20 protein-coding genes are annotated in these 24385 nt (G+C 68.4%); 5 read left to right on the forward strand and 15 right to left on the reverse strand.

Annotated features, from left to right (window positions below; all coding sequences use genetic code 11):
* Positions 1 to 52 precede the first annotated feature (52 nt).
* The 10 genes from ACQU6B_RS08590 to ndk all read right to left on the reverse strand — a co-directional run bounded on the left by ACQU6B_RS08590 (position 53) and on the right by ndk (position 13619).
* Entirely contained in the window at positions 53 to 1210 is a 1158-nt protein-coding gene (locus tag ACQU6B_RS08590; RefSeq protein ID WP_430867136.1) for an amidohydrolase family protein, read from the reverse strand.
* A 7-nt stretch (positions 1211 to 1217) separates the two neighbouring features.
* The gene (ffh, locus tag ACQU6B_RS08595; RefSeq protein WP_430867137.1) at positions 1218 to 2810 is read right to left on the reverse strand and encodes a signal recognition particle protein; all 1593 of its coding nucleotides are present in this window, start codon (positions 2808 to 2810) and stop codon (positions 1218 to 1220) included.
* A 28-nt stretch (positions 2811 to 2838) separates the two neighbouring features.
* Positions 2839 to 4716 carry an HD domain-containing protein gene (locus ACQU6B_RS08600; RefSeq protein WP_430867138.1) on the reverse strand — a complete coding sequence of 626 codons (1878 nt, stop codon included), beginning with the start codon at positions 4714 to 4716 and terminating at the stop codon, positions 2839 to 2841.
* A gap of 27 nt (positions 4717 to 4743) precedes the next feature.
* Positions 4744 to 5082 carry a P-II family nitrogen regulator gene (locus ACQU6B_RS08605; protein WP_430867139.1) on the reverse strand — a complete coding sequence of 113 codons (339 nt, stop codon included), beginning with the start codon at positions 5080 to 5082 and terminating at the stop codon, positions 4744 to 4746.
* A gap of 2 nt (positions 5083 to 5084) precedes the next feature.
* Positions 5085 to 6374, reverse strand: a complete 1290-nt coding sequence (locus ACQU6B_RS08610; protein ID WP_430867140.1) for an ammonium transporter — start codon at positions 6372 to 6374, stop codon at positions 5085 to 5087.
* A 228-nt stretch (positions 6375 to 6602) separates the two neighbouring features.
* Entirely contained in the window at positions 6603 to 7493 is an 891-nt protein-coding gene (locus tag ACQU6B_RS08615) for a DUF2510 domain-containing protein (protein ID WP_430867141.1), read from the reverse strand.
* A 5-nt stretch (positions 7494 to 7498) separates the two neighbouring features.
* The gene (ftsY, locus tag ACQU6B_RS08620) at positions 7499 to 8641 is read right to left on the reverse strand and encodes a signal recognition particle-docking protein FtsY (protein ID WP_430867142.1); all 1143 of its coding nucleotides are present in this window, start codon (positions 8639 to 8641) and stop codon (positions 7499 to 7501) included.
* Positions 8642 to 8685: 44 nt separating this feature from the next.
* Entirely contained in the window at positions 8686 to 8982 is a 297-nt protein-coding gene (locus tag ACQU6B_RS08625) for a hypothetical protein (RefSeq protein ID WP_430867143.1), read from the reverse strand.
* A gap of 362 nt (positions 8983 to 9344) precedes the next feature.
* Positions 9345 to 12914 (reverse strand): chromosome segregation protein SMC, encoded by a 3570-nt coding sequence (gene smc, locus ACQU6B_RS08630; RefSeq protein WP_430867144.1) that lies wholly within the window; start codon positions 12912 to 12914, stop codon positions 9345 to 9347.
* A gap of 285 nt (positions 12915 to 13199) precedes the next feature.
* Positions 13200 to 13619, reverse strand: a complete 420-nt coding sequence (ndk, locus tag ACQU6B_RS08635; protein ID WP_430867145.1) for a nucleoside-diphosphate kinase — start codon at positions 13617 to 13619, stop codon at positions 13200 to 13202.
* Between the two features lie 271 nt (positions 13620 to 13890).
* Between ndk and ACQU6B_RS08640 the strand changes: the two genes are divergently transcribed.
* Positions 13891 to 15894, forward strand: coding sequence for an MFS transporter (locus ACQU6B_RS08640; protein WP_430867146.1), 2004 nt, complete (start codon positions 13891 to 13893; stop codon positions 15892 to 15894).
* Positions 15895 to 15983: 89 nt separating this feature from the next.
* Positions 15984 to 16487 (forward strand): adenine phosphoribosyltransferase, encoded by a 504-nt coding sequence (locus tag ACQU6B_RS08645; RefSeq protein ID WP_430867147.1) that lies wholly within the window; start codon positions 15984 to 15986, stop codon positions 16485 to 16487.
* A gap of 58 nt (positions 16488 to 16545) precedes the next feature.
* Here ACQU6B_RS08645 and ACQU6B_RS08650 read toward each other — a convergent pair whose 3' ends face one another.
* The 4 genes from ACQU6B_RS08650 to ACQU6B_RS08665 form a co-directional block, all read right to left on the reverse strand.
* The gene (locus ACQU6B_RS08650) at positions 16546 to 17022 is read right to left on the reverse strand and encodes a hypothetical protein (RefSeq protein WP_430867148.1); all 477 of its coding nucleotides are present in this window, start codon (positions 17020 to 17022) and stop codon (positions 16546 to 16548) included.
* Positions 17023 to 17109: 87 nt separating this feature from the next.
* Positions 17110 to 17598 (reverse strand): DUF4233 domain-containing protein, encoded by a 489-nt coding sequence (locus ACQU6B_RS08655; RefSeq protein ID WP_430867149.1) that lies wholly within the window; start codon positions 17596 to 17598, stop codon positions 17110 to 17112.
* On the reverse strand, positions 17595 to 19004 hold the full coding sequence (locus tag ACQU6B_RS08660; protein ID WP_430867150.1) for a bifunctional folylpolyglutamate synthase/dihydrofolate synthase: 1410 nt from the start codon (positions 19002 to 19004) through the stop codon (positions 17595 to 17597). Before ACQU6B_RS08660 ends, ACQU6B_RS08655 begins: the two co-directional genes overlap by 4 nt.
* Positions 19005 to 19110: 106 nt before the next feature.
* Positions 19111 to 19755, reverse strand: a complete 645-nt coding sequence (locus tag ACQU6B_RS08665) for a hypothetical protein (protein ID WP_430867151.1) — start codon at positions 19753 to 19755, stop codon at positions 19111 to 19113.
* 141 nt (positions 19756 to 19896) lie between these two features.
* Between ACQU6B_RS08665 and ACQU6B_RS08670 the strand changes: the two genes are divergently transcribed.
* The 3 genes from ACQU6B_RS08670 (at position 19897) to metX (ending at position 23415) form a co-directional block, all read left to right on the forward strand.
* Positions 19897 to 20550: a cyclase family protein gene (locus ACQU6B_RS08670; RefSeq protein WP_430867152.1), complete on the forward strand. Its 654-nt coding sequence runs from the start codon at positions 19897 to 19899 to the stop codon at positions 20548 to 20550.
* Between the two features lie 344 nt (positions 20551 to 20894).
* Positions 20895 to 22202, forward strand: a complete 1308-nt coding sequence (locus ACQU6B_RS08675; RefSeq protein WP_430867153.1) for a bifunctional o-acetylhomoserine/o-acetylserine sulfhydrylase — start codon at positions 20895 to 20897, stop codon at positions 22200 to 22202.
* A 13-nt stretch (positions 22203 to 22215) separates the two neighbouring features.
* Complete coding sequence (gene metX, locus ACQU6B_RS08680) at positions 22216 to 23415, forward strand: homoserine O-acetyltransferase MetX (RefSeq protein WP_430867154.1); 1200 nt, start codon at positions 22216 to 22218, stop codon at positions 23413 to 23415.
* A 22-nt stretch (positions 23416 to 23437) separates the two neighbouring features.
* Here metX and cysM read toward each other — a convergent pair whose 3' ends face one another.
* Complete coding sequence (gene cysM / locus ACQU6B_RS08685; RefSeq protein WP_430867155.1) at positions 23438 to 24376, reverse strand: cysteine synthase CysM; 939 nt, start codon at positions 24374 to 24376, stop codon at positions 23438 to 23440.
* Between the last annotated feature and the right edge of the window lie 9 nt (positions 24377 to 24385).

Below are 24385 nucleotides of genomic sequence, written 5' to 3' on the forward strand. Positions count from 1 at the left end.
CTCTCGGGTGTGAGGAGGGTTCGCGCGCGGACCGCGTTTGGATTGCGCGAGCTCATGCGACGACCGGCGTCGCGCTCGCCACCACGGTTCCGCGTAGGACGACCGCGACTGGCTCGGCCAGCGCTGAGATATCCGTACGGGGATCGCGCGGGTAGACCACCAGGTCGGCGCTGGCGCCCTCTTCGAGCCCCGCGACTCCCAGGAAGTCCCTCGCGGTCCAGGACGCCGCGGCCACTACCTCCGTGGCGGGGATGCCCGCCTCGACCATCAGCGCGGCCTCCTCGGCTATCGCGCCGTGGCCGATGGTGCCGCCGGCGTCGGTGCCCACGAGCATCGTCAACCCGGCGTCGCGGAAGGCGCGGACCTGCGCGTACCTGTTGTCGTACATCGGCCGCATGCGTGCGGCGTAGGCGGGAAACTTGGCCTCGCCCTGGTCGGCGTAGCTCGCGAAGTTGGCGACCTGCAGCAGGGTGGGGACCACGGGGACCCCGGCCGCCGCGGCACGATCCATCTGGGCGCGCGTCATCCCGGTGCCGTGCTCGATGCAGTCGATGCCCGCGTCGAGCATCGGGTCGATGCTCTCGGTCGCGAAGGTGTGGGCGGTGACGCGCGCGCCCTCGGCGTGGGCCGCCGCGATGGCGTCGGCGAGCACGTCGGCCGGCCACAGCGGCGTGAGGTCGCCCGCGTCGCGGTCCACCCAATCCGCGATCAGCTTGACCCAGCCGTCGCCGCGCCGGGCCTCCTGGATCACGGTATTGACCAGGTCCTCCGGCTCCACCTCGTGAGCGTATCCCCGCAGGTAACGCTTGGGTCGCGCGATGAACCTGCCCGCGCGAACGAGGCGCGGGAGGTCATCCCGCTCGTGCACAAAGGAGTTGTCGATGGGCGACCCGGCATCGCGGATCAGCAGCGTGCCCGCGTCTCGGTCCACGATCGCCTGCTTCGCTGCCAGCTCAGGCTCGACTGGTCCGCCGGTGTCCAGGCCAACGTGACAGTGCACGTCGACCAGACCAGGGATGGCGACGCCGGACAGCTCGACCCAGCCGCCCGCGCCCGCCCGCGCATCGTCCGCGGGAGCGCCCGCAGCATCGGCTAGAGCCGGGGCGCCCCCAGGGCGCACGAAGGTGATGCGGCCGTCCACGACCCACGCCTCGTCGTGCTGCGTGGTCGCGTCGACCACGATGGAGCCCGTGAGGTGAAGGCTAGCCACGGCGCGGCTATCGCCCGAGGTACTTGCCGAGGTCCGCGTTCAGCTTTGCGGCATCCAGCTCCTTGGGCTCCTGCGGTGCGCCGAGCCCGAACGCGCTGCCGGCGGGGGCGACGGGACCGGACTTGGCCTGCGCCTCCTGCTGCGCGCGCTTGGCTGGGTTGCCGCTCTTGCCCTTGACCTTGCGCTGCGGGGCCTGCTTGCCGCGCGACTTCTTGCCGCCGGGCATCCCGCCAAAGGCGCCGGGTCCGCCGCCCGCGCCGGGCATCTGCGGCATGCCGCCGCCCTTGCTGATCGAGCGCATCATCTGCTGCGCGTCGGCAAAGCGCTTCACCAGGGTGTTGATCTGGGCGACAGTCGTGCCCGAACCGTTGGCGATGCGCGTGCGGCGCGAGCCGTTCAGAAGCTTGGGGTTATCGCGCTCGGCGGGGGTCATCGACTGGATCATCGCCTCGGTGCGCACCAACTCGCGCTCGTCGAAGTTGTCGATCTGGTCCCGCATCTGACCCATGCCCGGAAGCATCGTCAGCATCTTCTTCATGGAGCCCATGTTCTTGAGCTGCTGCATCTGGCTCAGGAAGTCGCTGAGCGTGAAGTCCTCACCCTTGGCGACCTTATCCGCCATGCGCTTGGACTCGTCCTCGTCGAACGCCTTCTCCGCCTGCTCGATGAGGGACAGCACGTCACCCATGTCGAGGATGCGCGAGGCCATGCGGTCGGGGTGGAACACCTCGAACTCGTCGAGCTTCTCACCCGTGGACGCGAACATGATCGGTCGACCCGTGATCTCGGCCACGGACAGCGCCGCTCCACCGCGGGCGTCGCCGTCGAGCTTGGTCAGCACCACGCCGGTGAAGTCCACGCCCTGCTGGAAGGCCAGCGCGGTGTTGACCGCGTCCTGGCCAATCATCGAGTCGATGACGAACAGGACCTCGTGGGGGTCGACCGCCTTGCGGATGTCGCCTGCCTGCTTCATGAGCTCGGCGTCCACGCCAAGGCGTCCGGCGGTGTCGACAATCACCACTGAGTACTGCTTGGTCTGGGCCTCCTTGAGGCCCTTCTTGGCGACCTTGACGGGGTTGCCGCGCTCCTTCTCCCCCTCGCGGGTGACGCCCGGCTCGGGAGCGAACACGGGGACTCCCGCGCGCTCGCCGACTACCTGAAGCTGAGTCACGGCGTTGGGTCGCTGGAGGTCCGCGGCCACCAGGAGTGGCGTCTGGCCCTGCTCCTTGAGGTAGTGCGCGAGCTTTCCGGCCAGCGTGGTCTTACCTGCACCCTGCAGGCCCGCCAGCATGATCACGGTGGGGCCCGTCTTGGCGTACTTCAGGGAGCGCGTCTCGCCACCGAGGATCGCGACGAGTTCCTCGTTGACGATCTTAACGACCTGCTGGCCCGGGTTGAGCGACTCCGAGACCTCCATGCCAAGCGCGCGCTCGCGCACGTTACCGGTGAAGGTACGCACCACGGAGACGGCGACGTCAGCATCGAGCAGGGCGCGACGAATTTCACGGATGGTGCCGTCGATATCCGCCTCGGAGAGGCGTCCCTTGCCGCGCAGGTTGCGGAAGGTAGATGTCAGACGGTCGGAGAGGTTTGCGAACACTGGTGCCCTTTCGGAAAAGACTTGCGTTCTAGCCTACCTGGGGAGGCAACTGCCCTTCGTCCAGAATCCCCGGATGGACCACAGGCGGATCCAAGTCGGCCGATGCGGGTGGCAGGGATTTGCCGCCAACGTGCCCCTCGGCCAGGGCTAGCTTGGCGCGCTCGGTGAGACTGTTGATGAGCGCCGCGCGCCACGTGGTCCAGGCCTTGGGCCCGGCGGCCTTGGCATCCGCCTCGGTCAGCGCGCGCAGGGCGTCGAGCAGATCCACGCGCCCCTCGACCGCCGCGAGGAGGTCGGCGACGGTCTGGGGGTCGTCCAGGTCGCGCGTCGTCGCGAAGTCCGCGAGGGTCAGGTGCTGGCGCACCAGCACCTCGATGTCGTGCGCGAATCCGTCGGAGAGCCCCAGCCGGGCGGCGATGCCCGGGATCAGGTCGGCGCCGTCGATCGAGTGGTTGGTGGCGCCGGGGCGCTTGCCGATGTCGTGCAGCCACGCCGTGAACAGCAGCAGGTCCGCGTCGTCGACGTGCCTGCGCGCCTTGCCAGCGAGCACCACCGTCTCGATGGAGTGGCGGTCCACGGTGAAGCGATGCACTGGGCTGCGCTGGGGACGATTGCGCACGCCCTCCCACTCGGGCAGCCACCGCACCGCGAGGCCCGCGAGGTCGATAGCCTCCCACACCGATACCAGGTTGTTGCTGGAGCGCAGCAGGTCGCGCAGGTGCTCGCGCGCCTCGCGCGGCCACGGCTCGGGCAGGTCCGGGCACCGCTCGAACGCGGCTAGCAGATTGGGGGTGAACCTCAGGCCGGTCGTGGCGGCGGTGGCGGCGGCGCGCAGCGGTAGCAGCGCATCGGCCGCCGCGTCGTAGCTGGGGGCGAGCGCGAGCTCTCCGTCGACGTCGATCAGTCCGGTGGCGACCGGCTGGTGGCGGGGCGCCCCTCCCCTGCGGCGCGCCTTCCATCCGCGCGAGCCGATGCTGGAGCGTTCGAGCGAGCGGCGGGCGCCGCGTTCGGTGGTGTCGAGCGCGTACGCGATGGTGCGGCCGGCCTCCGCGAGGGAGGCCAGCACGTCGTCGGGGTTGTCCTCGCCGAGCAGCGCCGCGACGTCGCCGGCGATGTGGCGACCCAGGACGTTCTGAGCCCGACCGGAGACGGTCTGGATAGCGTCGCGGACGTCAAGCAGGTACTTGCCCGCGGCGTCCACCGCGCCGTGCGGCTTGTCGGTCAGCCACGTGGCGGAAAGTGCCGTCAGGCTCATCCAGTCGCGCAGTCCGCCGCGCGACTCCTTGAGGTGAGGCTCGATCAGGTACGCGAGCTCGCCGTGACGCTCCGCGCGGGCTCGCGAGTTGGCCAGAAGCTCGGGGAATCGCTTGCGGGCCGCGGAGCGCCAGTCCTGGTAGATGGCGGCACGCGCCTGCTTGGCGAGCGCATCGTCGCCGGCGATGGCGTGCAGGTCCAGCAGGCCGGCGGCAGCGGCCAGGTCCTTGGACGCGACCTGGCGGCACTCCGTGATGGAGCGGGAGGAGTAGTCGAGCTCGAGCCCCGCGTCCCAGATGGGATACCAGAGGCGCTGCGCGAGGTCCGCGAGCTGGTCCTTTGACAGGGTCTGGCCGTCGTGAATCAGTACCAGGTCCAGATCAGATTCGGGTCCCGCGTCGCCGCGGCCGATGCTCCCCACCGCGCCGAGCGTCGCGCCCTGGGTCATGCCGTCGGTGACCTGGTCCCAGTGTTCGGCCAGGCGGGTGAATGCCAGCCCCGAGATCGCGAGGCGCCGGTCCACCCCGGGCACCCGGTCGCGATACAGGGTGGCGGCGAGCTCGCGCCGCTCACGCTTGAGGCCCCGCACCCCTTGGGGATGCGGGACCTCAGCGTGGGAGTCATCACGAGCAGCGCTAGCGTGGGGCTCCATTTTTTTTAACTGTTTTCTGCGGTGCGACTACAGCGCGTCTGCGCCGTGTTCGCCGGTGCGGACGCGAGCCACGTCATCGACGGACACCGTCCAGACCTTGCCGTCACCGATCTTGCCGGTCTGCGCGGCGGACACGATGGCGTCCGTCACGATGGCCGCATCGGCGTCGTCAACGAGGATCTCAAGACGAGTCTTGGGAACCAGGTCGACCGTGTACTCGGCGCCGCGGTAGACCTCGGTGTGGCCCTTCTGGCGGCCGTAGCCGGCTGCCTCGGAAACCGTTACACCCTTGACTCCGGCGGCCTCGACGGCTGCGCGGACTTCGTCAACGCGGTGCGGCTGAATGATTGCGGTAACAAGCTTCATGCTTACTTAGCCTCCTCGTATGCGGTCTCGCCGTGTTCGGCGAGGTCAATACCGGAGACCTCAATCTCCTCGGTTACGCGCAGACCCATGGTCTTCTTAAGAAGGTATCCGATAAGCAGCGTGACGACGAACGAGAACACCACGACGATCAGTGCCACGATGGCCTGCGAGATCAGCTGATCAAAGCCGCCGCCGTAGAACAGACCGTTCATGGGCGACTTGTCTTCGCCAGCGCCTGCCCAGGTGGTTCCCTCGTCGAGGTTGGCCACGAGGCCGATCATGAGCGTTCCGACAAGACCACCGACGAGGTGGACGCCGACGACGTCGAGCGAGTCGTCGTAGCCGAAGCGGTACTTGAGACCAACTGCGAGTGCACAGAGGATACCGGCGACCAGGCCGATAGCCATGGCACCCCAGGTGTCGACGGAAGCAGCGGCGGGCGTGATGGCCACAAGACCGGCGACGATACCCGATGCGGCACCGAGCGAGGTTGCCTTGCCGTCGCGGATCTTCTCAACGACCAACCAACCGAGGATGGCGATCGCAGGAGCGACAACGGTGTTGAGGAAGGCGCGACCAGCGGTCGAGTCTGCAGCGAACTCTGAACCGGCGTTGAAGCCGAACCAGCCGAACCACAGGATGGCGGCACCGAGCATCACGAACGGCATGTTGTGAGGCTTGAAGGGCTCCTTGCCGAAGCCCTTGCGCAGGCCGAGCAGAAGTGCGAGTGCTAGACCAGCCGCACCTGCGTTGATGTGAACCACGGTTCCACCGGCGAAGTCGATGGGCGAGGTGGGAGTGAGCGCGCTGTCCCAGCCGAGTGCTCCACCGCCCCATACTGCGTGCGCAACCGACGTGTAGACGACGATGACCCAGATGACGGTGAAGGTGATCCACGACGCGAACTTCATGCGGTCCGCGACGGAACCGGAAATTAGGGCGACAGTGATGATGGCGAATGTTGCCTGGAAGGCGGCCATCACGAGGAACGGCACGCCGGAACCGGCTGCCAAGCTGTCACTGTCGGGCATGTAGTTAAGGCCGACGAAGCCGGAGGGGTTACCCCAGAGGCCAAGGAAGCCATCTTCACCGAAGGTAAGTCCGTAGCCGATGACGACCCAGACGATTGCGACGACCATGATCGAGCTGAAGCTCATCATCATCATATTGAGCACGGACTTCGTGCGAACCATACCGCCGTAGAAGAACGCCAGACCAGGCGTCATCAACAGAACGAGTGCAGCCGCAACGATCATCCACGCGGTGTTGCCAGAATCCAGCGCGAAATCCATTGTGTTTTCTCCTCAAGGCCAACCGGGCGGTCAGCGGTGAAAACAGACTCGCGTAGAACTGTTACGTCTGAACTGCCTATATGTTTCCGGAGCGTTACAAAATGGGCACTGCGGTAAAAGGTGTGTTGCGGGGGCTCGGAAACCGGATTTTGGGCCTAAGAAGCGCGCCGCGAGCACGGCGGCGATGCGAATAGGCGCTCGCGGGCGGAGGGTCCCGGCGGGCGACGTCTAGTAGTCGGGGTACTCCAGGCTGTCGAACAGCCACTCGCCATTGATTTTGACGAGCGTGTACTCGGCGTTGTCGCCGTAGAACTCCCCGCCCTCGGTGTAAGTCTCGTACGCCTGCAAGTATCCGTAGTCACCGTCAAAGTAGCCATAATCTAGGACGACCGCGAAGTCGACTAGGTACTCGTCGAAGTAGAAGGCCCCGGCGCAATCGTCCTCGTCTATGTCGAGCACGGCAAAGTAGTTGGTCGTCGTCACGGACTTGAGCGCCTCACACGAGTCGTCGCGATACGCCTGATCCAGTTGCCAATAGACGCTCTCGAGCTCGTCCGGCACCGCGTAAGAGTCGCCGTGATCGGCTGCCGTGCCGCCCAATTCCTCGGAGACCTCCTGGTCGTTGAGGTAGACCGGGATGGCGACCGCGGCCACAATGCCGAGCACGACGACGATGAGCGCCAGTGAGCCGACAACGATCAGGGCGATGCCCCACCCAGGAAGACCTTTCTTGGCGGCCGATGCCGGGGCCTGATACCCGCCCGGGTACCCCGACTGCCGCGGCGGCGCGGCGAAGGGGTCCGCCAACGCATCGTGCGGCGCGACGCCAGGGACCGCGTAACCCAAGCCCGATGGCTCGCTCGTCGCGGAGGGCCCGATGTACGGATCGGCCGTCGCGGCATCGTGCGACAGCGGGTACGCCTGCGCGCTTGTCTGCGCACTTGTCTGCGCGCTTGTGTATGCGTAAGTCTGCGGGGCGTCGTACCGCGTAGGCGCGGGGCCCGCTGGGGCGACCTCGGGCACGTAGGTATCCGCGAAGTGGTCGGTCCAGGCGGAACCGTCCCAGTAGCGCAGCCGGCCCGAGCCGTCGTCGTACCAGTCCGCTGGGGTCTGCGTCACGGCGCTTACTCGCCCAGGAGTCCGTCGACAAATTGCTGGGGGTCGAACGGCGCGAGGTCGTCCACGCCCTCGCCCAACCCCAGGAACTTCACGGGGACGCCGAGCTCTCGCTGGACCGCGATGACGATGCCGCCCTTGGCGGTGCCGTCCATCTTGGTCAGGATGATGCCGGTCAGCGGAGCGACCTCGCCAAAGATGCGCGCCTGGCTCAGGCCGTTCTGCCCGGTGGTCGCGTCGAGCACGAGTAGCACCTCGCTGGGGGCACGAACCTTGGAGACGACGCGGACGATCTTCCCGAGTTCGTCCATCAGCCCGGCCTTGTTCTGCAGGCGTCCAGCGGTGTCCACCAGCAGCACGTCGGCGCCGTCGGAGCGGGTCCGGTCCGCGGCCTCGAAGGCGACGGACGCGGGATCCGCGCCCTCCTTGTGAGAGCGCACCACCGGCACGCCGACGCGGGAGCCCCACGTCTCGAGCTGATCGGCGGCGGCGGCGCGGAACGTGTCAGCGGCCCCGAGTACGACCGAGTAGTCCTCGGCGACCAGCACGCGGGCGATCTTGCCCACGGTCGTGGTCTTGCCTACCCCGTTGACGCCCACCACGATCGCGGTGACGCCGTCGCCTGCGCCGGGGGCGCCGAGCGCCAACGACCTGTCGAGCGAGGGGTCCACGATCGCCAGCAGGGCGTCGTGAAGCGCGTCCCGCGGCTTGACGTCTGGCTCGCGCGCCAGTCGCGACTTGAGCGAGGCAAGGATCTCGTCGGTCGCGGCGGGGCCGACGTCCGCGAGCAGCAGCGTCTCCTCTAACTCATCCCACGCATCGGCGTCGAGCTTGCCGCGGCCGAAGATCGACAGCAGCCCGGCGCCAAGTCCGCCTCCGAGTCGGCCGCGCAGGCGCGCGAAGCGGGCCTCGGGATCCTCGGGCCGCTCGCCCTTGGGCTGGGCGGGGGCGCGCTCGCCAGTAGCGGGAGCCGCCGGCTCGTCCTCGGCCACGGGGGCGTCGGTCGGCTTGGGTGGCGGCGCGTACTGATCGAGGTCGCGGCGGTTACGCACCTGCGTGAATAGTGCGGCGGCAGCTGCGCCGATGATGGCGACGCCGACAATTGCGGCGACGAGTGCGTCCTGGTCACCAGGAATCCATGAAATGTCCACGGCGTCAGTGTCTCAGGTAGTCGGGGTGTGCGTCACTGCGACGCTCAGGCCGCGGCGGAGCTTGCTTCGCGCTTCATCTCCGCGGCGATGCCTGCGGCCACCTCGATCTCGGTGGTGTCGCGGCTCAACTCCTCGAGGCGCGCCATGTCACTCACTAGGCCAAGGTCGTTGCCGGAACGTTCGACGTCGGCAAAGATCTGTTCCTTGCCACGCTCGCCCTCGAGCCCCAGCATGACGCGCAGCATGCGGTTGCCGCGTCCTTCTGCGGCGATGGCCGCGAGGAAAACGATGCCGGATAGCACCAACGCCAAAACGAGCATCCCTGACATGTTCGAGAACATTTACCACTCCTTCTAAAACTCAAGCTTCAAATAGAATCGTCTCCCGCCGCGAACGGATGTGCAAGCCCCCCGGTTGGGTGGCAGCGCACTCGTGAAGTCGCCCTTCCCCCGGCAGTTTCCCGCCCTCCTCGGGGCGCACGGCGCCCAGATAAGCATGGGTGCCTGGGCGTTTGCGGCCCAAGCGGTAGGGGGATTCCCCGTGTCCAAGGATTTGGCGTTCTTGATTCCCGCTGGCGTACTCAGCGGTCAGAGCGCCCACCCTGACGGTGAACGGCGACGGCTGCGACGGCGTCTGGTCAGAGTCTATCTAACGCGACGCACTTTCATCCCCCGGGAAGGTCAATTCCCAGAAAACTTGCGGGCTATTCGGCCTCGCGTAGCCGCTGGCTGATGACGGTGGTCACGCCGTCGCCGCGCATCGTGACCCCGTACAGCGCATCGGCGATCTCCATGGTGCGCTTCTGGTGCGTGATCACAATCAGCTGGCTGTCCTCCTGAAGTTCCGTGAAGATCTCCAGCAGGCGGCCCAGGTTCACGTCGTCGAGAGCGGCCTCGACCTCGTCCATCACGTAGAACGGGCTGGGGCGCGCCTTGAAGATCGAGACCAGCATCGCGACTGCGGTCAGCGATCGCTCCCCGCCGGACAGCAGCGAGAGTCTCTTGACCTTCTTTCCTGCCGGCCGCGCCTCCACCTCTATGCCCGTGGTGAGCATGTTGGCGGGGTCCGTCAGCACCAGGCGACCCTCACCGCCGGGGAACAGTCGCGGGAAGATGAGCTCGAATTGCGCCGCGGTGTCGTTGAACGCCTCGACGAAGATCTGCTCAACCCGCTCGTCGATCTCGCGGACAATCTCGAGCAGGTCCTCGCGCGACTTCTTCACATCCGCGAGCTGATCGGTCAGGAACTTGTGCCGCTCCTCGAGCGCGGAGAACTCCTCGAGCGCGAGCGGGTTGACGCGCCCGAGCTGATTCATGGCCCGTTCCGCCTGCCGCAGTCGCTTCTCCTGCTGCTCGCGCACGTAGGGCGCGGTGCGCGGCTCGCCCTCGGCTCCACCGGCGTCGCCGTCGCTCGCATTGGGGTCCCTCACCGGCACCGGCAGGTGGGGGCCGAACTCCTCGATCAGTTGCGAGGGATCTATGCCGAGCTCGTCGATGGCGCGCTGCTCCAGCTGCTCGAGTCGCACCTTCTGCTGCGCGCGCGCCACCTCGTCCCGGTGGGCATCGTCGGTGAGGCGCCGGTACTCCTCGGCGTACTCCTCGACCCCGCGGCGGACCTCGGACAGCTGGCCCGAACGCTCGGTGCGAGCCTGCTCGGCCGCCGCCCGCGCATCGTCCGCGCGCTGGACCGACACGTCGATCTGGGCGAGGGCCTGGTGCGCCCCCTCAATAACTTCCCGGGCGGCCTGCGCCTGGCGCTCGCGACGCTTGGAAGCCTCCTCGGCACGAACTCGGGCGTCGCGTTCCGCGATAGCCGCGCGTTCCAGGGACTCGGCGCGGGCATTCAGCGCCCGCGCGCGCTCCTCCGACGTACGCAAAGCCAGCCGGGCCTCGGTCTCGCGGGCGCGTGCGGCCACGGCCTGCTGTGCGTGCTCGTCGCGCCGCGCCTGGCCCGTGACGGTGTCCGACTCGGTCTGCTCCGGCTCCGCCTGGGCGGCGGTGAGCCGCTCCGTAAGGCTCTGGAGCTCGACCTGATCGCCGGCGATGCGGACCGCGGCCTCCTCGAGCTGCACCGTGAGCCGCTCGGCCTCGCCCTTTGCCGCGCGCGCCTGCGCGCCGTGGTGGCCCAGCTGCTCCGCGACCGCCGCCATGCGGGCGTCGGACTCGTTCAGCCGTTCCATCGTCATGTTGTGGCGAGCGCGTGCCGCGGACTCGCGTTCCTCCGCGGCGCGGGTCTCGAACTGCGTGGACTCGACCACGATGGTCGCCGCGTCGCGCTTGGTCTTCGCCTCGTCCAGCGCCGCCTGCAGGTGGAGCACCGAGGGAGCGTCGCCCGCCCCTCCGGAGGCGTTGCGAGAGCCGAGGATGTCGCCGCGACGAGTCGCCGCCGTGACGTCTGGGTGCTGGTTGACCAGCGCGCGCGCGGCCGCCAGGTCGTCCACGACCGCCACCCCTGACACGAACGCTCGCACGGTGTCGACGATGCCCGCCGCGCCACTGATGAGGTCCGATGCCCAGGCGGCGCCGTCCGGCAGTGCGATGTCGGGGTTGGTGACCTTTGCCTCGGGGTTGGCGACCACGAAGCGCGCGCGGCCCGCATCCTCGTCACGCAGCCAACGAATGGCGTCGACCGCGTCCTCGACGGAGTCGACGGCGAGCGCGTCCGCGAGCGGTCCCATGGCGGCGGCGATCGCGTCCTCCGCGTCCGCGTGCACCTCGATCTGCGCGGCTACCGTGCCGCGGACCGAGCGCACGTTGGCGCCTAGCAGCGCTCCGGCCCCGTCCTTGCGGGCGAGCGACAGGTCGAGAGCCTCGGCCTTGGCGGCCCAGGTGTCGCGCTCGCGCATTGCGGTGTTGAGTTTGTCCTTGAGTTCGCTCAGTGCGCTCTTGGCGTCTTCCCACTCCTCGGTGGCCGCCTCGTGCGCCTCGTCGAGGTTTTCCTCGCCGTCCTCGACGGACGCTACGGAGGTCTCCAGGTGTTGAAACTCCGCGGTCGCGTCGTTGCCACGCTTGACGGCCGCGGCGAGGGCGTCGTTCAGGCGGCCGATCTCCGCCTCGGCGGACTCGACGCGCGAGCGCCTGGCTGCTACGTCTCCGGCGATGCGCGCCACGCCCTCGCGGCGGTCCGCGACGGACCGCATCAGGTTGGCGAGGTGGCGCTCGGAGGCCTCGGCGACGGACTCCGCCTCCGCACGACCCGCCTCGGCCAGCGTGAGCGCCTCTGCTGCAGCGGTCACCTCGGCGGCGAGCTCCGCGCCAGCGGCCCGAGCCCGCTCTAGCTGCTCGTCCAGGTCCACCAGGTCGGTGGGCGGCGAGTGGTCGAGCGTCGAGCCCAGCATGCGCACCCGCTCGTCCGCGAGCGCCGCGAGGTTGCGCAGCCGCTCCCGGATTGAACTCAGGCGGTAGAAGGTGTCGTTGGCCTTGGTGAGTGCTGGCGTCGCCTCGGCCGATGCGCGCTCGAGTTCCACCAGACGGCCGCGCATCTCGATGAGCGCCTTCTCGACCGCCGCGCGGCGCTCCAGCAGCGCGGTCTCGTCGGCCTGCTCCTGTTCGAGCGCATTGCCCAGCTGGGAGAGATCGTCGGCGAGCAGCCGCGACTTGGCGTCGCGCGCATCGGTCTGAATGGTCTGCGCCTGGCGCGCTGTCTCGGCCTGCTTGCCCAGGGGCCCCAGCTGACGGCGAATCTCGCCCGTGAGGTCCTGCACGCGGGTCAGGTTCGCCTGCATCGCGTCGAGCTTGCGCAGCGCCTTGTCCTTGCGCTTGCGGTGCTTGAGGATGCCCGCGGCCTCCTCGATGAAGTGACGGCGCTCCTCGGGGGTCGCGCGGAGTACGGCGTCGAGTTGCCCCTGTCCTACGATCACGTGCATCTCGCGGCCAAGGCCCGAGTCGCTCAGCAAGTCCTGGATGTCGAGCAGGCGGCATGACGTGCCGTTGAGCGCGTACTCGGAGCCGCCGGAGCGGAACAGGGTGCGGCTAATCGTGACTTCGGTGTAGTCAATTGGCAGGGCGCCGTCGGTGTTGTCGATGGTGAGCGAGACTTCGGCGCGGCCGAGCGGCGCGCGGCCCGAGGTGCCCGCGAAGATCACGTCGTCCATCTTGCCGCCGCGCAGGGTCTTCGCCCCCTGCTCTCCCATCACCCAGGCGAGCGCGTCCACGACGTTGGACTTGCCGGAGCCGTTCGGGCCCACCACGCAGGTGACGCCCGGCTCGAACTCCAGGGTGGTCGCGGACGCGAAGGACTTGAAGCCCCGCAGCGTCAGCGTCTTGAGATACACGTCAGTCAGCCTAGGGGAAAGCGGTGCGCAAACGGACCTATCGGCACCGTGGAGTGGTGAATGAGTGCGGCACGGGACCCATCAGGGTCGTTGAGTGGCAAAACGTGCGAGATCTGACCCATGGGAGTCGGGCACCGCGCAAAACGTGCCAGATCGGACCCATGGGAGTCGGGCACCGCGTAAAACGTGCGAGATCGGACCCATAGGAGTCACGGACGTGAGCTAGCCGGACGCCACCGGGCCGCTAAGCAAAGTGGCGGCGCTCACCGGCAATGGTGACCCAAATTACAGGTTGGGGAACCAGATGCCGATCTCGCGCGCCGAGCTCTCCTCGGAGTCGGAGCCGTGGACCAGGTTCTGCATGACCTTGAGGCCCCAGTCGCGCCCCAGGTCTCCACGGATGGTGCCGGGAGCGGCGGACGTCGGGTTGGTGGTGCCCGCGAGTGAGCGGAAGCCCTCGATGACGGCGTTGCCCTCGGCGACGATGGCGAGCGTGGGACCCTCCATCATGAACTCGACGAGCGGCTCGTAGAACGGCTTGCCCACGTGCTCCTCGTAGTGCTGGCTCAGCAGCTCGGGAGTGGCCTCCCGTAGCTCGACGGCGACGAGCGTGTAGCCCTTCGCCTCGATGCGGCGCAGGATTTCCCCGGACAGTCCACGGCGGACTCCATCGGGCTTCACAAGGATCAGAGTGCGTTCAGTCATGGGGAAGAGACTAGCCGCTCCCCCGCAACTCAGCCCGCACTACGGCAATGCGGCCGCCATCCAAGGCTCCAGGGGCCCAGTCGACGCGACAACCCTGCCGCACGAGTCAAAAGAAAAAGTCGAATCGGGGAACATCCCCCGCGGCCCGCCTGTTGGAGGGGGTAAGCGGGTTCACCTCATCCCCGCCGGGCGGCGTTGCCCTTTCTCGCCGCCACCGGCTCCATCTGGTGCGGCATCTGACAGTGACCGCAACCCAGTATTGGATGTCCCCTTGACTGAAAACACGACCACCCTAGAACTCGATGTCACGCGCCTGCGCGCCCAGATGAGCGACGACGGAATCGACGACGGCCCCCTGAACGAGCGGGATTGGTACGACGAGGCCGAGGCCACCACCATGTCCATCCCCGGCGTGGTTGGCGGAGAAACGGTCGTCGTCGAGGAGGACGAACCAGGCAGAAGGAGCCCCGAGTCCCTCGGCATCACCCAGCGCCGCGCCAAGATCGCGCTTGCCGTGCTGGCCGTCGGAGCGTTCGCAACCGGCGCCAACGAGGCCTCCATCGTCGCTCTCAGCCCGAACATCGCGTCGGGCCTTGGCGTGCCGGTCGCCGCGATCGGTCTGCTGGCGACGGCCTTCGCATTCACCGTCGTTTTCGCGACGATGCCGCTGACGCTGCTCAGCACGCGTTTCAGCAAGAGGAAGACGCTCACCGCGACGTTCGCGGTCTGGACGGTGGGTCTGGTGTTGACCGCGTCGGCCACCGGCATGGCGCAGATGACCTCCGGCCGCATCGTATCTGGCGCGGCCCACGCGCTGTTCTGGGCGGTGGTCGCCCCAACCGCCGCGAGTCTGTTCGCTCCGCACCTGCGAGCCAAGTCCGTCACCCGCATCCTGGTGGGCGCGGCCGCGGCCGGCGTCATCGGCACGCCCCTGGTCACCATCGCGGGCGAGAACATCGGCTGGCAGGCGCCGTACTGGGCGCTGGCGGCCCTTGGCCTCATTCTGGGCGCCGCGCTCTGGCTGGTGATGCCAGACATCAAGCCGCGCAGGAAGTCGGACCCGGACCAGAGTGAACAGGAGGTCGTCCGCGGCGACGTGCCGTCGCTGCCTGCGTTCATCCGGGTGCTCGTGGTGACGTTCGTCGCGGCCGTCGCGATGACGTCCACCTGGACCTACATAGTCCCGTTCTATAAGGACGTCGCTGGCGTCAACTCGTCGCAACTGCCCCTGTTGTTCGCGCTTGGCGGCGTCATCGCGGTGGCCTCCACCCTCGCGATCTCGCCCTTCCTGGCGCGATTCGCCGTGTACTCGGTGGCGGCCGGCATCGCCATGCTCGCTTTCGCCTGGGCAGTGCTGCTCTTCGCACAGCCCTGGGCTGCGGTCACGGCCCAGGTGTTCCAGGCCGCCGGATGGTCGGTCGTGCTCGCTTCGCTGCTCAACTGGGCGATGCGACACTCGCCGTGGCGCACCGAGGTGGGCGCGGGAACCTACACGGTGACCATGAATGCTGGCGCCGGGGTGGGCCCGGTGCTCGGCGGGGTGGTCGTCACCACGTGGGGAACCGTGGCGCTGCCGTGGATGTCGCTAGGTCTCACCGCCATCGCCGGAGTCATCACCGCAAGCGTTGACCAGAAGATGCTCAAGACGCTTCGCGTGCCGTCCAAGGTGCGACGCGCGCTGGCCAAGCGCGACGCCCTGCGCGCGCGCCGTCGGGAATGGCAGCGCCGCACCGCGGTTGCCGTCAAGGTTCCGGCGGGCGCCGTACGCGCCGCGGGCGCAGTCACGCTGCAGACCGTGGGGCAGGGCGCCGCCGTGGCGGGAAAGTCTGTCGCCAAGGCGAGCACGACGGCGGGCAAGACCGTCGCGAAGGCAAGTGCTACGGCGGGCAAGACCGTCGCGAAGGCGGGAGCCAACGCAGGCAAGAGCACAGCGCAGGGCGCAATGGTGGCAGGCCAGGGTGCCGCGAAGGCCACCAAGACCGTCGCTAAGTCCGGTGTGACGGCTGGCAAGACCGTAGCTAAGTCCGGTGTGAAGGCTGGCAAGACCGTCGCGAAGTCCGGCGTCAGCGTTGGTAAAAGTGCGCGGCCCTCGACGAAGGCCCAGAGCCGTCCCGCTGCCAGCTCGGGCACCCACGACATCAGCGACCAGGACATGCCGGGCCAGAATGCTCTCGTACATGACGCGGATCGCGACCGCGCAGTCGCGCCCGGCACGGTTGAGGAATGCGCGGTCGAGAACAGCACGGTTGAGAACTTCACAGTCGAGCGCAGCTAGAGTCCTGGCCGACCAAACCAGCCCGCGCACCACCGGACCTGGCTGCCGGGTGACTATTGCTCGGCCCGCACGTCTGCCAGGATGGCCCCATGATCACTCTCGCGGACTTCGACACGTATCCCGACTTCCCCGTGAAGGACATCCTCTTTTACGACATCGCGCCCATTCTGGCCAGCCCGTCAAAATTCCGCGAGGCCTGTGACGCGCTCACCCCCAGTGGCGCCGACGTCGACATCGTCGCCGGGGTCGACGCGCGCGGCTTCATCTTCGCGCCGGTAGTCGCGCAGGATCTTGGCGTCGGCATGACCATGGTGCGCAAGAAGGGCAAGATGCCCGGCGAGCTGCTTGAGGCCGATGCCACCATCGAATACGGCGCGAGCGAGCTCGTCCTGAACCCCGCGGGCATTGAGGGCAAGCACGTGCTGGTCATCGACGACGTCCTGGCGACGGGCGGCACAGCGCGGGCCGTCGCGCAGATGCTCACCACCGCGGGTGCGGCGTCGGTCCAATTCAGCTTCCTGATTGAGATCGAGGCGCTTCCGGGCCGCGAAGTCCTCGCCGCCTACCCGGTGACGTCTGTCATTACCGTCTAGGCTGACGGCTCTTTCTGCTCGCGACTTTGATGCTGCGCGACGGCCTAGGCGCTAGGCGCTAGGCGATGCTGGCGCGGCGCTGGTAGCCGGGCGCCCAGCGCACGCCCACGAGCACCAGCGGGATCAGGACCAGCGCGGTCATGAGGACCTGGAAGAGGACGAAGCCCTCGTTGACCACCATGGGCACCGGGTCCTGCTCCTGCAGCCATGCCGCGTGCGTCGCCGTTCCCACGACCAAGGCTGCACCGGCGACCGCCACTATCGTGAAGGCGAGCCACAGCGGGAGCTGCCCCGTCTCGGGGGATTCCCCCAGGAAGCGTGACCAGCGAACAACGGCGAAGAGCAGTGCGAAGATGACGAGCAGCAGTCCTAGGAAGAGCACCACGTACACGGAGAAGGGCGCGCGCGACGTCTCGGCGTTGCCGCCGTCCGCGAGCGCGATAAGGGACGTGCTCTCCAACGCCCAGAACAGCATGCCCAGCCCGATGAGTCCCGCCACCAGGGCGCCCGCCATTTTCCACATGAACGCGCTCATCGTCACTCCTCCGTCGCGGCGACGCCAACAATCGGGCCGCTCGCCATCGTGTGTCGCGCCACTGCCTGGCGCAATGAAACCCTACTGCTAGCGCTCGTCTGTAACCTCTGCCTCGGCCTCCAGCCGCTCGGCGCGCTCGCGGTCGATGCGCCCGCCCAGCCGCAGACCCATGATCCACAGCACCAGGAACATCACGCCGATCACCGCGATGGCGGGCACGATCAGCCCCGCGACAATCATCGGAATCTGCAAGACCCAGCCGGCGATCCTGCCCCAGCGCAGCTTCTGCTTGCCCGCGATGTAGAACAGCGCGACCATCAGCAGGACGCCCCCGCCCCAGATCCATCCCGTGGACAGCGACACCTCGGTGGTGCGCGACAGGCCCCAGGTCACCAGGGTGGCGAAGAGCGCCGCCAGCGCCTGCAGGCCCAGTACCGCCTGCGCAAAGGTCAGCGTCGCGGAACGTTGCGGCTTGGGAGCGCCTTCCGGCGTCCCCGCGGCCGATGCGCCGGCCGGCTTGGCGGATGCGTCCGGCTTGGGAGCGCCTTCTGGCGCCCCCGCGGTCGATGCTGTCATCGGGCCTTCCCCGTTCCCTTGCGCTTGTCAGCGCCCAGTAGAACTCGCGCCTCGGCGATCACCGTCACGGATCCCACCACCAGCACGCCGGCGCCCATGTCGTGTTCGGCCTCGGCCAGTTGCACGGCCTGATCCAGGGCATCGGGCAGGGAGGTTGAGGTGCGGACACGGTCCTCGCCAAACTGGCCCACCGCGATCGCGGCAAGTTCCTCGACCGGGATAGACCGCGCGGACGCGGAGGCCGTGATGACCACCTCGTCCAGCAGCGGCTCGAGCCCGGCGAGGATGCCCTCGGCGTCCTTGTCCGCCAGGATCCCCACCACGCCTACGAGCGCCTCGAAGGCAAAGGATTCCTCGATCGCGCCGACGAGCGCGTCGATGCCGGCCGGGTTGTGCGCCGCGTCCACCAGGATCATGGGCGACGTGCGCACGGCTTCGAGCCGGCCCGGAGAGGTCACGGCACCGAATCCGGCCTCGAGCATTTCGCCGTTGAGCGCGCTCAGCTCGCCGCCGTCGGCGAATAGTGCCTCCACGGCCACTACCGCTAGGAGGGCGTTGTGTGCCTGGTAATCGCCGTAGAGCGGCACAAAGAGTTCCTCATAGCGAGCCGCGGGAGTGCGCAGGGTCACCAACTGCCCGCCTACTCCCGGCTGGCGGTCGACGACCTCCATGTCCTCGCCCTCCCACAGTGCGCGGGCGTCGCGCTCGGCGGCGGCCGCGGTCAGCACGGGCATCACGGACTCCGACTGCGCGGAGAGGACGGCGGTCGCGCCGGCCTTGATGATTCCCGACTTCTCGGCGGCGATGCTCGCCAGGTCGTTCCCCAACCACTGCTGGTGGTCCATCGAGATGGGAGAGATGACACTCACCACGCCGTCGGCCACGTTGGTCGCGTCCCAGACGCCGCCCATGCCAACCTCGATCACGGCGACGTCTACCGGCGCATCAGCGAACGCCGCATACGCGAGCACCGTCAGCACCTCGAAGAAGCTCAGGCGTGGGCCGCCCGTCTCCGCCGAGCGCGCGTCCACCAGGTGGATGATCGGCGCGACCTCGTGCCACAGCCGCACAAACTCGTCCTGGGCGATGGGCTCGCCGTCGATCTGGATCCGCTCGCGCACGCTGCTGAGGTGCGGGGACGTGAAGAGTCCAGTGCGCAGGCCGTGCTCGCGCACCACCGACTCGATCATGCGGGCGGTGGACGTCTTGCCGTTGGTGCCGGTCAGGTGCACCACCTTATAGGCGTGCTGGGGGTCCCCCAGCAGCTCCATCGCCGCGCGGACGCGGTCCAGGCTCGGCTCGAAGTCGTGCTCCGGGTTGCGGGAAAGAATGTGGCCGTAAATTTCGCGTTCGGCCTCGTCGAGGCTGAGTCCGCCAAGGGCCAGATCGGCATTGGGATCGGTCATGAGGTCAAGTCTCCCACGGCGGCCCCCGCGGCCACTCCGAGTCCCGCTAAACGCGAACGTGGGCGGCTCGGGCGCCGGGGCACCGTCGCGCCGGCCCCTCCACCCGCTAGGTCAGCTGAAACAGGTAGGCGAACGCCGGCTTGGTGTACTGGATTCCACGCCCCGAGGCGCGGATTTGGTCCGCGTCGGCTAGCTCCGGCTTCTTGGGCACAAGGTACTCGTCGAGCCCCGCCTCGGTGAGGCTCCATTTTCCGTCCCGATGCTTCGCGACCGCCACGAGCGTCAGGCTCGGGTCGAGAGCCGCGATGCTGGCGTCGCCGTGACTCGAGTTGGACAGCAGCAGGCCGCCCGGCGCGAGGTACCGGCTGCAGTGGTCCCACACCGGGCCCGCGTACAGCGAGATCAGCAGGTCGAATCCGGCCTGAGGAAGCGGGAGATCCGCCGTGTAGTCGCCGTGGACGAAGTCCACCTGGGGCGCGACCCCGGGCGCCGATCTCCCCTCGAGCTCCGCCGCCACCAGGGCGCCGTCGGCAAAATAGCGCGCCGCGCGGCGGTCCACGTCCAGGAAAGTCACCGCCGGAAGTGCCGTCGCGGGCGCCAGGTCGACGTAGCTGCCGGCATACAACGCACGCTTGGGCGCCCACGACCGCGCCACCTCAGCGAACAGCGGCGACCTGTCTCCGATCGATTCCCGGTAGGCAGCCCAGGAGACTTTCGGGGCGGCGTTGGTCTTGCGCGAGGGGGCGGTCATGCTCGCACCCTACCTACCGGCCGCCCGTCCTACGGCTCCCGTGCGTTCGCCGTGCCCGGGCGACGACGACGCGCCCACCCGTACCGTCACGCGGCGCCCGCGCACCAGCTGCGGGGAGTTGCTCCCGGTACGCTCATGCTCATGCCCATCGCAGACCTCAGCTACCGCATCGCCGATGGCACCGTCACCACCCCGGGGCAGCCGGCCCCACGCATCGGCTTCTGGAAGACGCACGCCGACACTCGCGACCTCTACGCCGAGGGCACAACCTTCGCGTTCTCCCACCTGGACATGATCGGCGGCACCGGCACCTACCTCGACGCGCCGCTGCACCGCTTCGCGGACGGCGCGGACATCGCGTCGCTCCCCCTCGAGCGACTGGTCAACGTGCCCGGCATTGTGATCGACGCTCCCTTCTCTGCGGGCAGCGCCATCGACGCCGATGCCGTCGCGCACCTAGACGTGCGCGGCAAAGCCGTGCTGCTGCGCACCGGCTGGGACGCGCGCTTCGGCACGGACGAGTACCTGGGCGGACACCCGCACCTAACCGAGGCCGCCGCGCGAGCCCTGGTGGACGGCGGGGCCGCGATCGTCGGCATCGACTCGGTCAACATCGACTCGACGGCGGGAGACGAGCGTCCGGCTCACACCACGCTGCTCGCCGCGGGGGTTCCCATCGTCGAGCACCTGCGCGGGCTCGAGGCGCTATCTGAGTCCGGATTCCTCTTCACGGCGACGCCGCTCAACTTCGTGGGCCTCGCGACGTCCCCGGTCAGGGCCGTCGCGACCTGGTAGTCGGGCCTGCCCGTCGGCACCTCAGCCGGACCGATCACGGCGGCCGTCGAACTAATCCGCGACCACGGCGAAGGAGCATCGCGCACCCACGCAAGGGCGGGATTGGCATATCCCAGACAATGCCCTATGTTTGAGCCATGTTGTCCTGTCGAATGTGTCGCTAACAAGCGCACGTTTGGCGTGCGCCCGTAGCGGCGCCTAGCCATCAGAGCTGGCTCTCGCCTCCGGGCTCACTCACCGCGTGCATACGCAGACCCTGCCATGGGTCGCGTTCGTCAGCGCGCTGACACACGTATCTGTGGCAGGGGTCCACCCCGATTACTCCCCCATAGAAGGATAAAACCGTGTCAGAAAACCACCGCTTCGAGACTCTCCAGATCCACGCGGGCCAAGCTCCCGACACCGCCACCGGTGCCCGTGCGCTGCCCATCTACCAGACCACTGCCTACGCCTTCGAGAACACCGAGCAGGCCGCGAAGCGCTTCGCCCTGGCCGAGATGGGCCCCATCTACACCCGCATCGGCAACCCCACCCAGGAGGCTGTTGAGACCCGCATCGCCGCCCTCGAGGGCGGCGTCGGCGCCCTGCTGGTCGCATCGGGCCAGGCCGCGGAGACGTTCGCCATCCTGAACATCGCGGAAGCCGGCGACCACATCGTCGCCTCGCCGTCGCTGTACGGCGGAACCTACAACCTGTTCCACTACACGCTTCCCAAGTTCGGCGTCGAGGTCACGTTCGTCGAGGACCCTGACAGCCTCGATTCCTGGAAGGCCGCGGTCAAGCCCAACACCAAGGCGTTCTTCGCGGAGACCATCCCCAACCCCAAGGGCGACGTGCTCGACATCGAGGGCGTCGCAAACACCGCCCACGACGCGGGCGTTCCCCTCATCGTGGACAACACGGTGGCGACGCCGTACCTGATCCAGCCCATCAAGTGGGGCGCGGACATCGTCGTGCACTCGGCGACCAAGTACCTCGGCGGGCACGGCACCGCTATCGGCGGCGTGATCGTCGACGCCGGCACGTTCGACTTTGGCGTGGACAAGGACCGCTTCCCCGGCTTCAACACCCCCGACGCCAGCTATCACGGCCTCACGTACGCCAAGGACCTGGGCAAGGACGGCCTGTTTGGGGTCAACCTCAGCTTCATCCTCAAGGCTCGCGTGCAGCTGCTGCGCGACGTTGGCGCGGCCATCTCGCCGTTCAACGCCTTCCTCATCGCGCAGGGCCTCGAGACCCTGTCGCTGCGCCTTGAGCGCCACATCGAGAACACCCACAAGGTCGCGCACTGGCTCGAGGCACGCCCCGAGGTCACGCGAGTGGTGTGGGCCTCTCTCGAGGGTTCGCCGTGGAAGGCCAAGGCCGACAAGTACGCACCCAAGGGCGCGGGCGCCGTCATCTCCTTCGAGGTCGACGGTGGCGCCGATGTGGCGCGCACGTTCATCGACGCGCTCGAGCTGCACTCGCTCGTGGCGAACCTGGGAGACGTGCGTTCGCTCGTGACTCACCCGGCATCCACCACTCACAGCCAGCTGACGGTCGAGGAGCAGGCACAGGCCGGCGTCACGCCCGGCCAGGTGCGCCTGTCGGTGGGCATCGAGCACATCGACGACATCCTTGAGGACCTAGAGAAGGGCTTCGCAGCGCTGTAAGGCGGGATTCACCATGGACGATGACGAGATCGAGATCGACGACCACCAGTCCGCCGCGGACATGCGGGACAACTCCCCCATCCCGGCTTCGGGCGCGTGGCGCGAGGGTGACCCCGCGGGTCGCCGCCAGTTCTTCGAGCTGGGCGACCTCGAACTCGACATCGACCCGCTGGGAGTGCTGCCGGGCGTGCGAATCGCCTACGAGACGTGGGGGCAGCTGAACGCGGCGCGAGACAACGCCGTGTACATCGCCCACGCCCTCACCGGCGATTCGCACGCCACCGGACCCGCCGAGTCCGGCCACCGGACCGGCGGCTGGTGGCCCGCATTGGTCGGCCCCGGCAAGCCCGTCGACACCGACAAGTACTTCGTGGTCTCGGCCAACGTCGTCGGCGGCTGCCAGGGATCCACCGGGCCCGCCTCGCCGCACCCGGACGACGGCGCCCCCTGGGGCTCACGCTTTCCCTACGTCACCATTCGCGACATGGTCCGCGCGGAGATCGCGCTCACCCGTCACCTCGGCGTGCCCTCGTGGCGGATGATCATCGGCCCGTCCATGGGCGGCATGCGCGCCATCGAGATAGCGGTGATGGCACCCGAACTGGTCAAGTCTCTGGGCCTGTTGGGCACGTGCGCGGCCACCACGGCGGATCAGCTGGCCTGGAACACCGCCCAGCTCGCCGCGATCCGCGCGGACCCCGCCTTCGCCGGCGGCGACTTCTACGGCGCCCCAGATGGCGCGGGTCCCCACGTGGGGATGGGGATTGCGCGCATGATCGCCCACACCACGTACCGGTCCGGGTCGGAGTTGACCGGCCGGTTTGGGCGCGAGGTGCAGGGCGACGTCAATCCGTTGGGCGGCCGCGGCCAGTACGCGGTCGAGTCGTACCTCAGGCACCACGCAGACAAGCTCGCGCGCCGCTTTGACGCGAATACCTACATCCGACTGGTCGAGGCGATGTGTTCGCACGACGTGGGCCGAGGTCGGGGCGGCGTCCACGAGGCACTGTCCCGCGTCACCGTGCCTGCCATGGTGATGAGCGTCGACACGGACCGCCTCTACCCCGTCAGCGACGCGCAACTGCTCGCCGACGCCCTTCCCGGAGCCAACGGCGTCACCCTCATGCCGTCGGCCATCGGCCACGACGGCCTGCTGGTGGACTCCCCCGAGCTCACCGACATCATCCGAGAGTTCGTGGAGGGCGTGGCCTAACTCGGTCACCTCGACTTGCCGGTCAGCGCGACTCTGCGGGCTCGTCGTCGTCGAACATTCCCGTAGACAGGTAGCGATCCCCGCGGTCGCACGCGATGAAGGCCACGGTCGCCCCGGCGTTCTCGCGGGCGATGTCGAGCGCGATGGCGGCCGCGCCGCCCGAGCTCACCCCCAGGAGCAGCCCCTCGAGACGCGCGAGCTCACGGGTGGTGGCGATGGCCCGCTCGCGCGTGACTTCGCGGATCTCGTCGATGTGCGTCGGGTCGTAGATGGCGGGCAGGTAGCCGGGCGACCACGCGCGTATTCCAGCGATCTGCGAGCCGGGCGCGGGCTGAACCCCAATGACTTGCACCGCCGTCGAGAGCCGCTTCAGCGACCGGGACAGGCCCGTGATGGTGCCCGTGGTCCCCATCGAGGACACCACGTGGGTGAGCGTCCCGCCGGTTTGCTCCCACAGCTCGGGTCCGGTGGTGGCCTCGTGGGCCGCCGGGTTTGCGGGATTCGCGAACTGGTCGAGTCGTAGGGCCGAGCGCTCCGTCGCGATCGCCTCCGCGACGTCCCTGGCATGCTCGATGCCGAGCTCCTGCTCCGTCTCCACGATTTCCGCGCCGTAGGCCCGCATCGTGGAGAACCTCTCGCGCGACGAGCCCGCCGGCATCACCAGGATCATGCGATATCCCTTGACGGCCGCGGCGGCCGCGAGCGCGATGCCCGTGTTGCCGCTGGTGGCCTCGACGAGCGTGGCCCCCGGAAGCAGGGCTCCGCTGGCCTCGGCCGCAGCGATCATCGCGAAAGCGGGGCGGTCCTTCACCGAGCCCGCGGGGTTGTTGCCCTCCAGCTTGGCGAGCACCAGCGATCCCCCGTCTCCGGACGCGAGCCGCTGCAGGCGCACCAGCGGCGTATTGCCCACCACTGACTCGACGGTCGCGTACCGACCCGGGTCTGGAGTCTCGCTGGCCATGCTCTGCCC

Origin of the sequence: Demequina aurantiaca, from assembly GCF_050598105.1 — a bacterium.
GTDB lineage: Bacteria > Actinomycetota > Actinomycetes > Actinomycetales > Demequinaceae > Demequina > Demequina aurantiaca_A.

What these genes read in the sequence shown, in the direction of transcription:
- ACQU6B_RS08600 (WP_430867138.1), bottom strand. Translation starts at nt 4,716, where the DNA reads ATGGAGCCCCACGCTAGCGCTGCTCGTGATGACTCCCACGCTGAGGTC.
- ACQU6B_RS08605 (WP_430867139.1), bottom strand. Translation starts at nt 5,082, where the DNA reads ATGAAGCTTGTTACCGCAATCATTCAGCCGCACCGCGTTGACGAAGTC.
- ACQU6B_RS08610 (WP_430867140.1), bottom strand. Translation starts at nt 6,374, where the DNA reads ATGGATTTCGCGCTGGATTCTGGCAACACCGCGTGGATGATCGTTGCG.
- ACQU6B_RS08625 (WP_430867143.1), bottom strand. Translation starts at nt 8,982, where the DNA reads ATGTTCTCGAACATGTCAGGGATGCTCGTTTTGGCGTTGGTGCTATCC.
- ndk (WP_430867145.1), bottom strand. Translation starts at nt 13,619, where the DNA reads ATGACTGAACGCACTCTGATCCTTGTGAAGCCCGATGGAGTCCGCCGT.
- ACQU6B_RS08645 (WP_430867147.1), top strand. Translation starts at nt 15,984, where the DNA reads ATGATCACTCTCGCGGACTTCGACACGTATCCCGACTTCCCCGTGAAG.
- ACQU6B_RS08650 (WP_430867148.1), bottom strand. Translation starts at nt 17,022, where the DNA reads ATGAGCGCGTTCATGTGGAAAATGGCGGGCGCCCTGGTGGCGGGACTC.
- ACQU6B_RS08655 (WP_430867149.1), bottom strand. Translation starts at nt 17,598, where the DNA reads ATGACAGCATCGACCGCGGGGGCGCCAGAAGGCGCTCCCAAGCCGGAC.
- ACQU6B_RS08660 (WP_430867150.1), bottom strand. Translation starts at nt 19,004, where the DNA reads ATGACCGATCCCAATGCCGATCTGGCCCTTGGCGGACTCAGCCTCGAC.
- ACQU6B_RS08665 (WP_430867151.1), bottom strand. Translation starts at nt 19,755, where the DNA reads ATGACCGCCCCCTCGCGCAAGACCAACGCCGCCCCGAAAGTCTCCTGG.
- ACQU6B_RS08670 (WP_430867152.1), top strand. Translation starts at nt 19,897, where the DNA reads ATGCCCATCGCAGACCTCAGCTACCGCATCGCCGATGGCACCGTCACC.
- metX (WP_430867154.1), top strand. Translation starts at nt 22,216, where the DNA reads ATGGACGATGACGAGATCGAGATCGACGACCACCAGTCCGCCGCGGAC.
- cysM (WP_430867155.1), bottom strand. Translation starts at nt 24,376, where the DNA reads ATGGCCAGCGAGACTCCAGACCCGGGTCGGTACGCGACCGTCGAGTCA.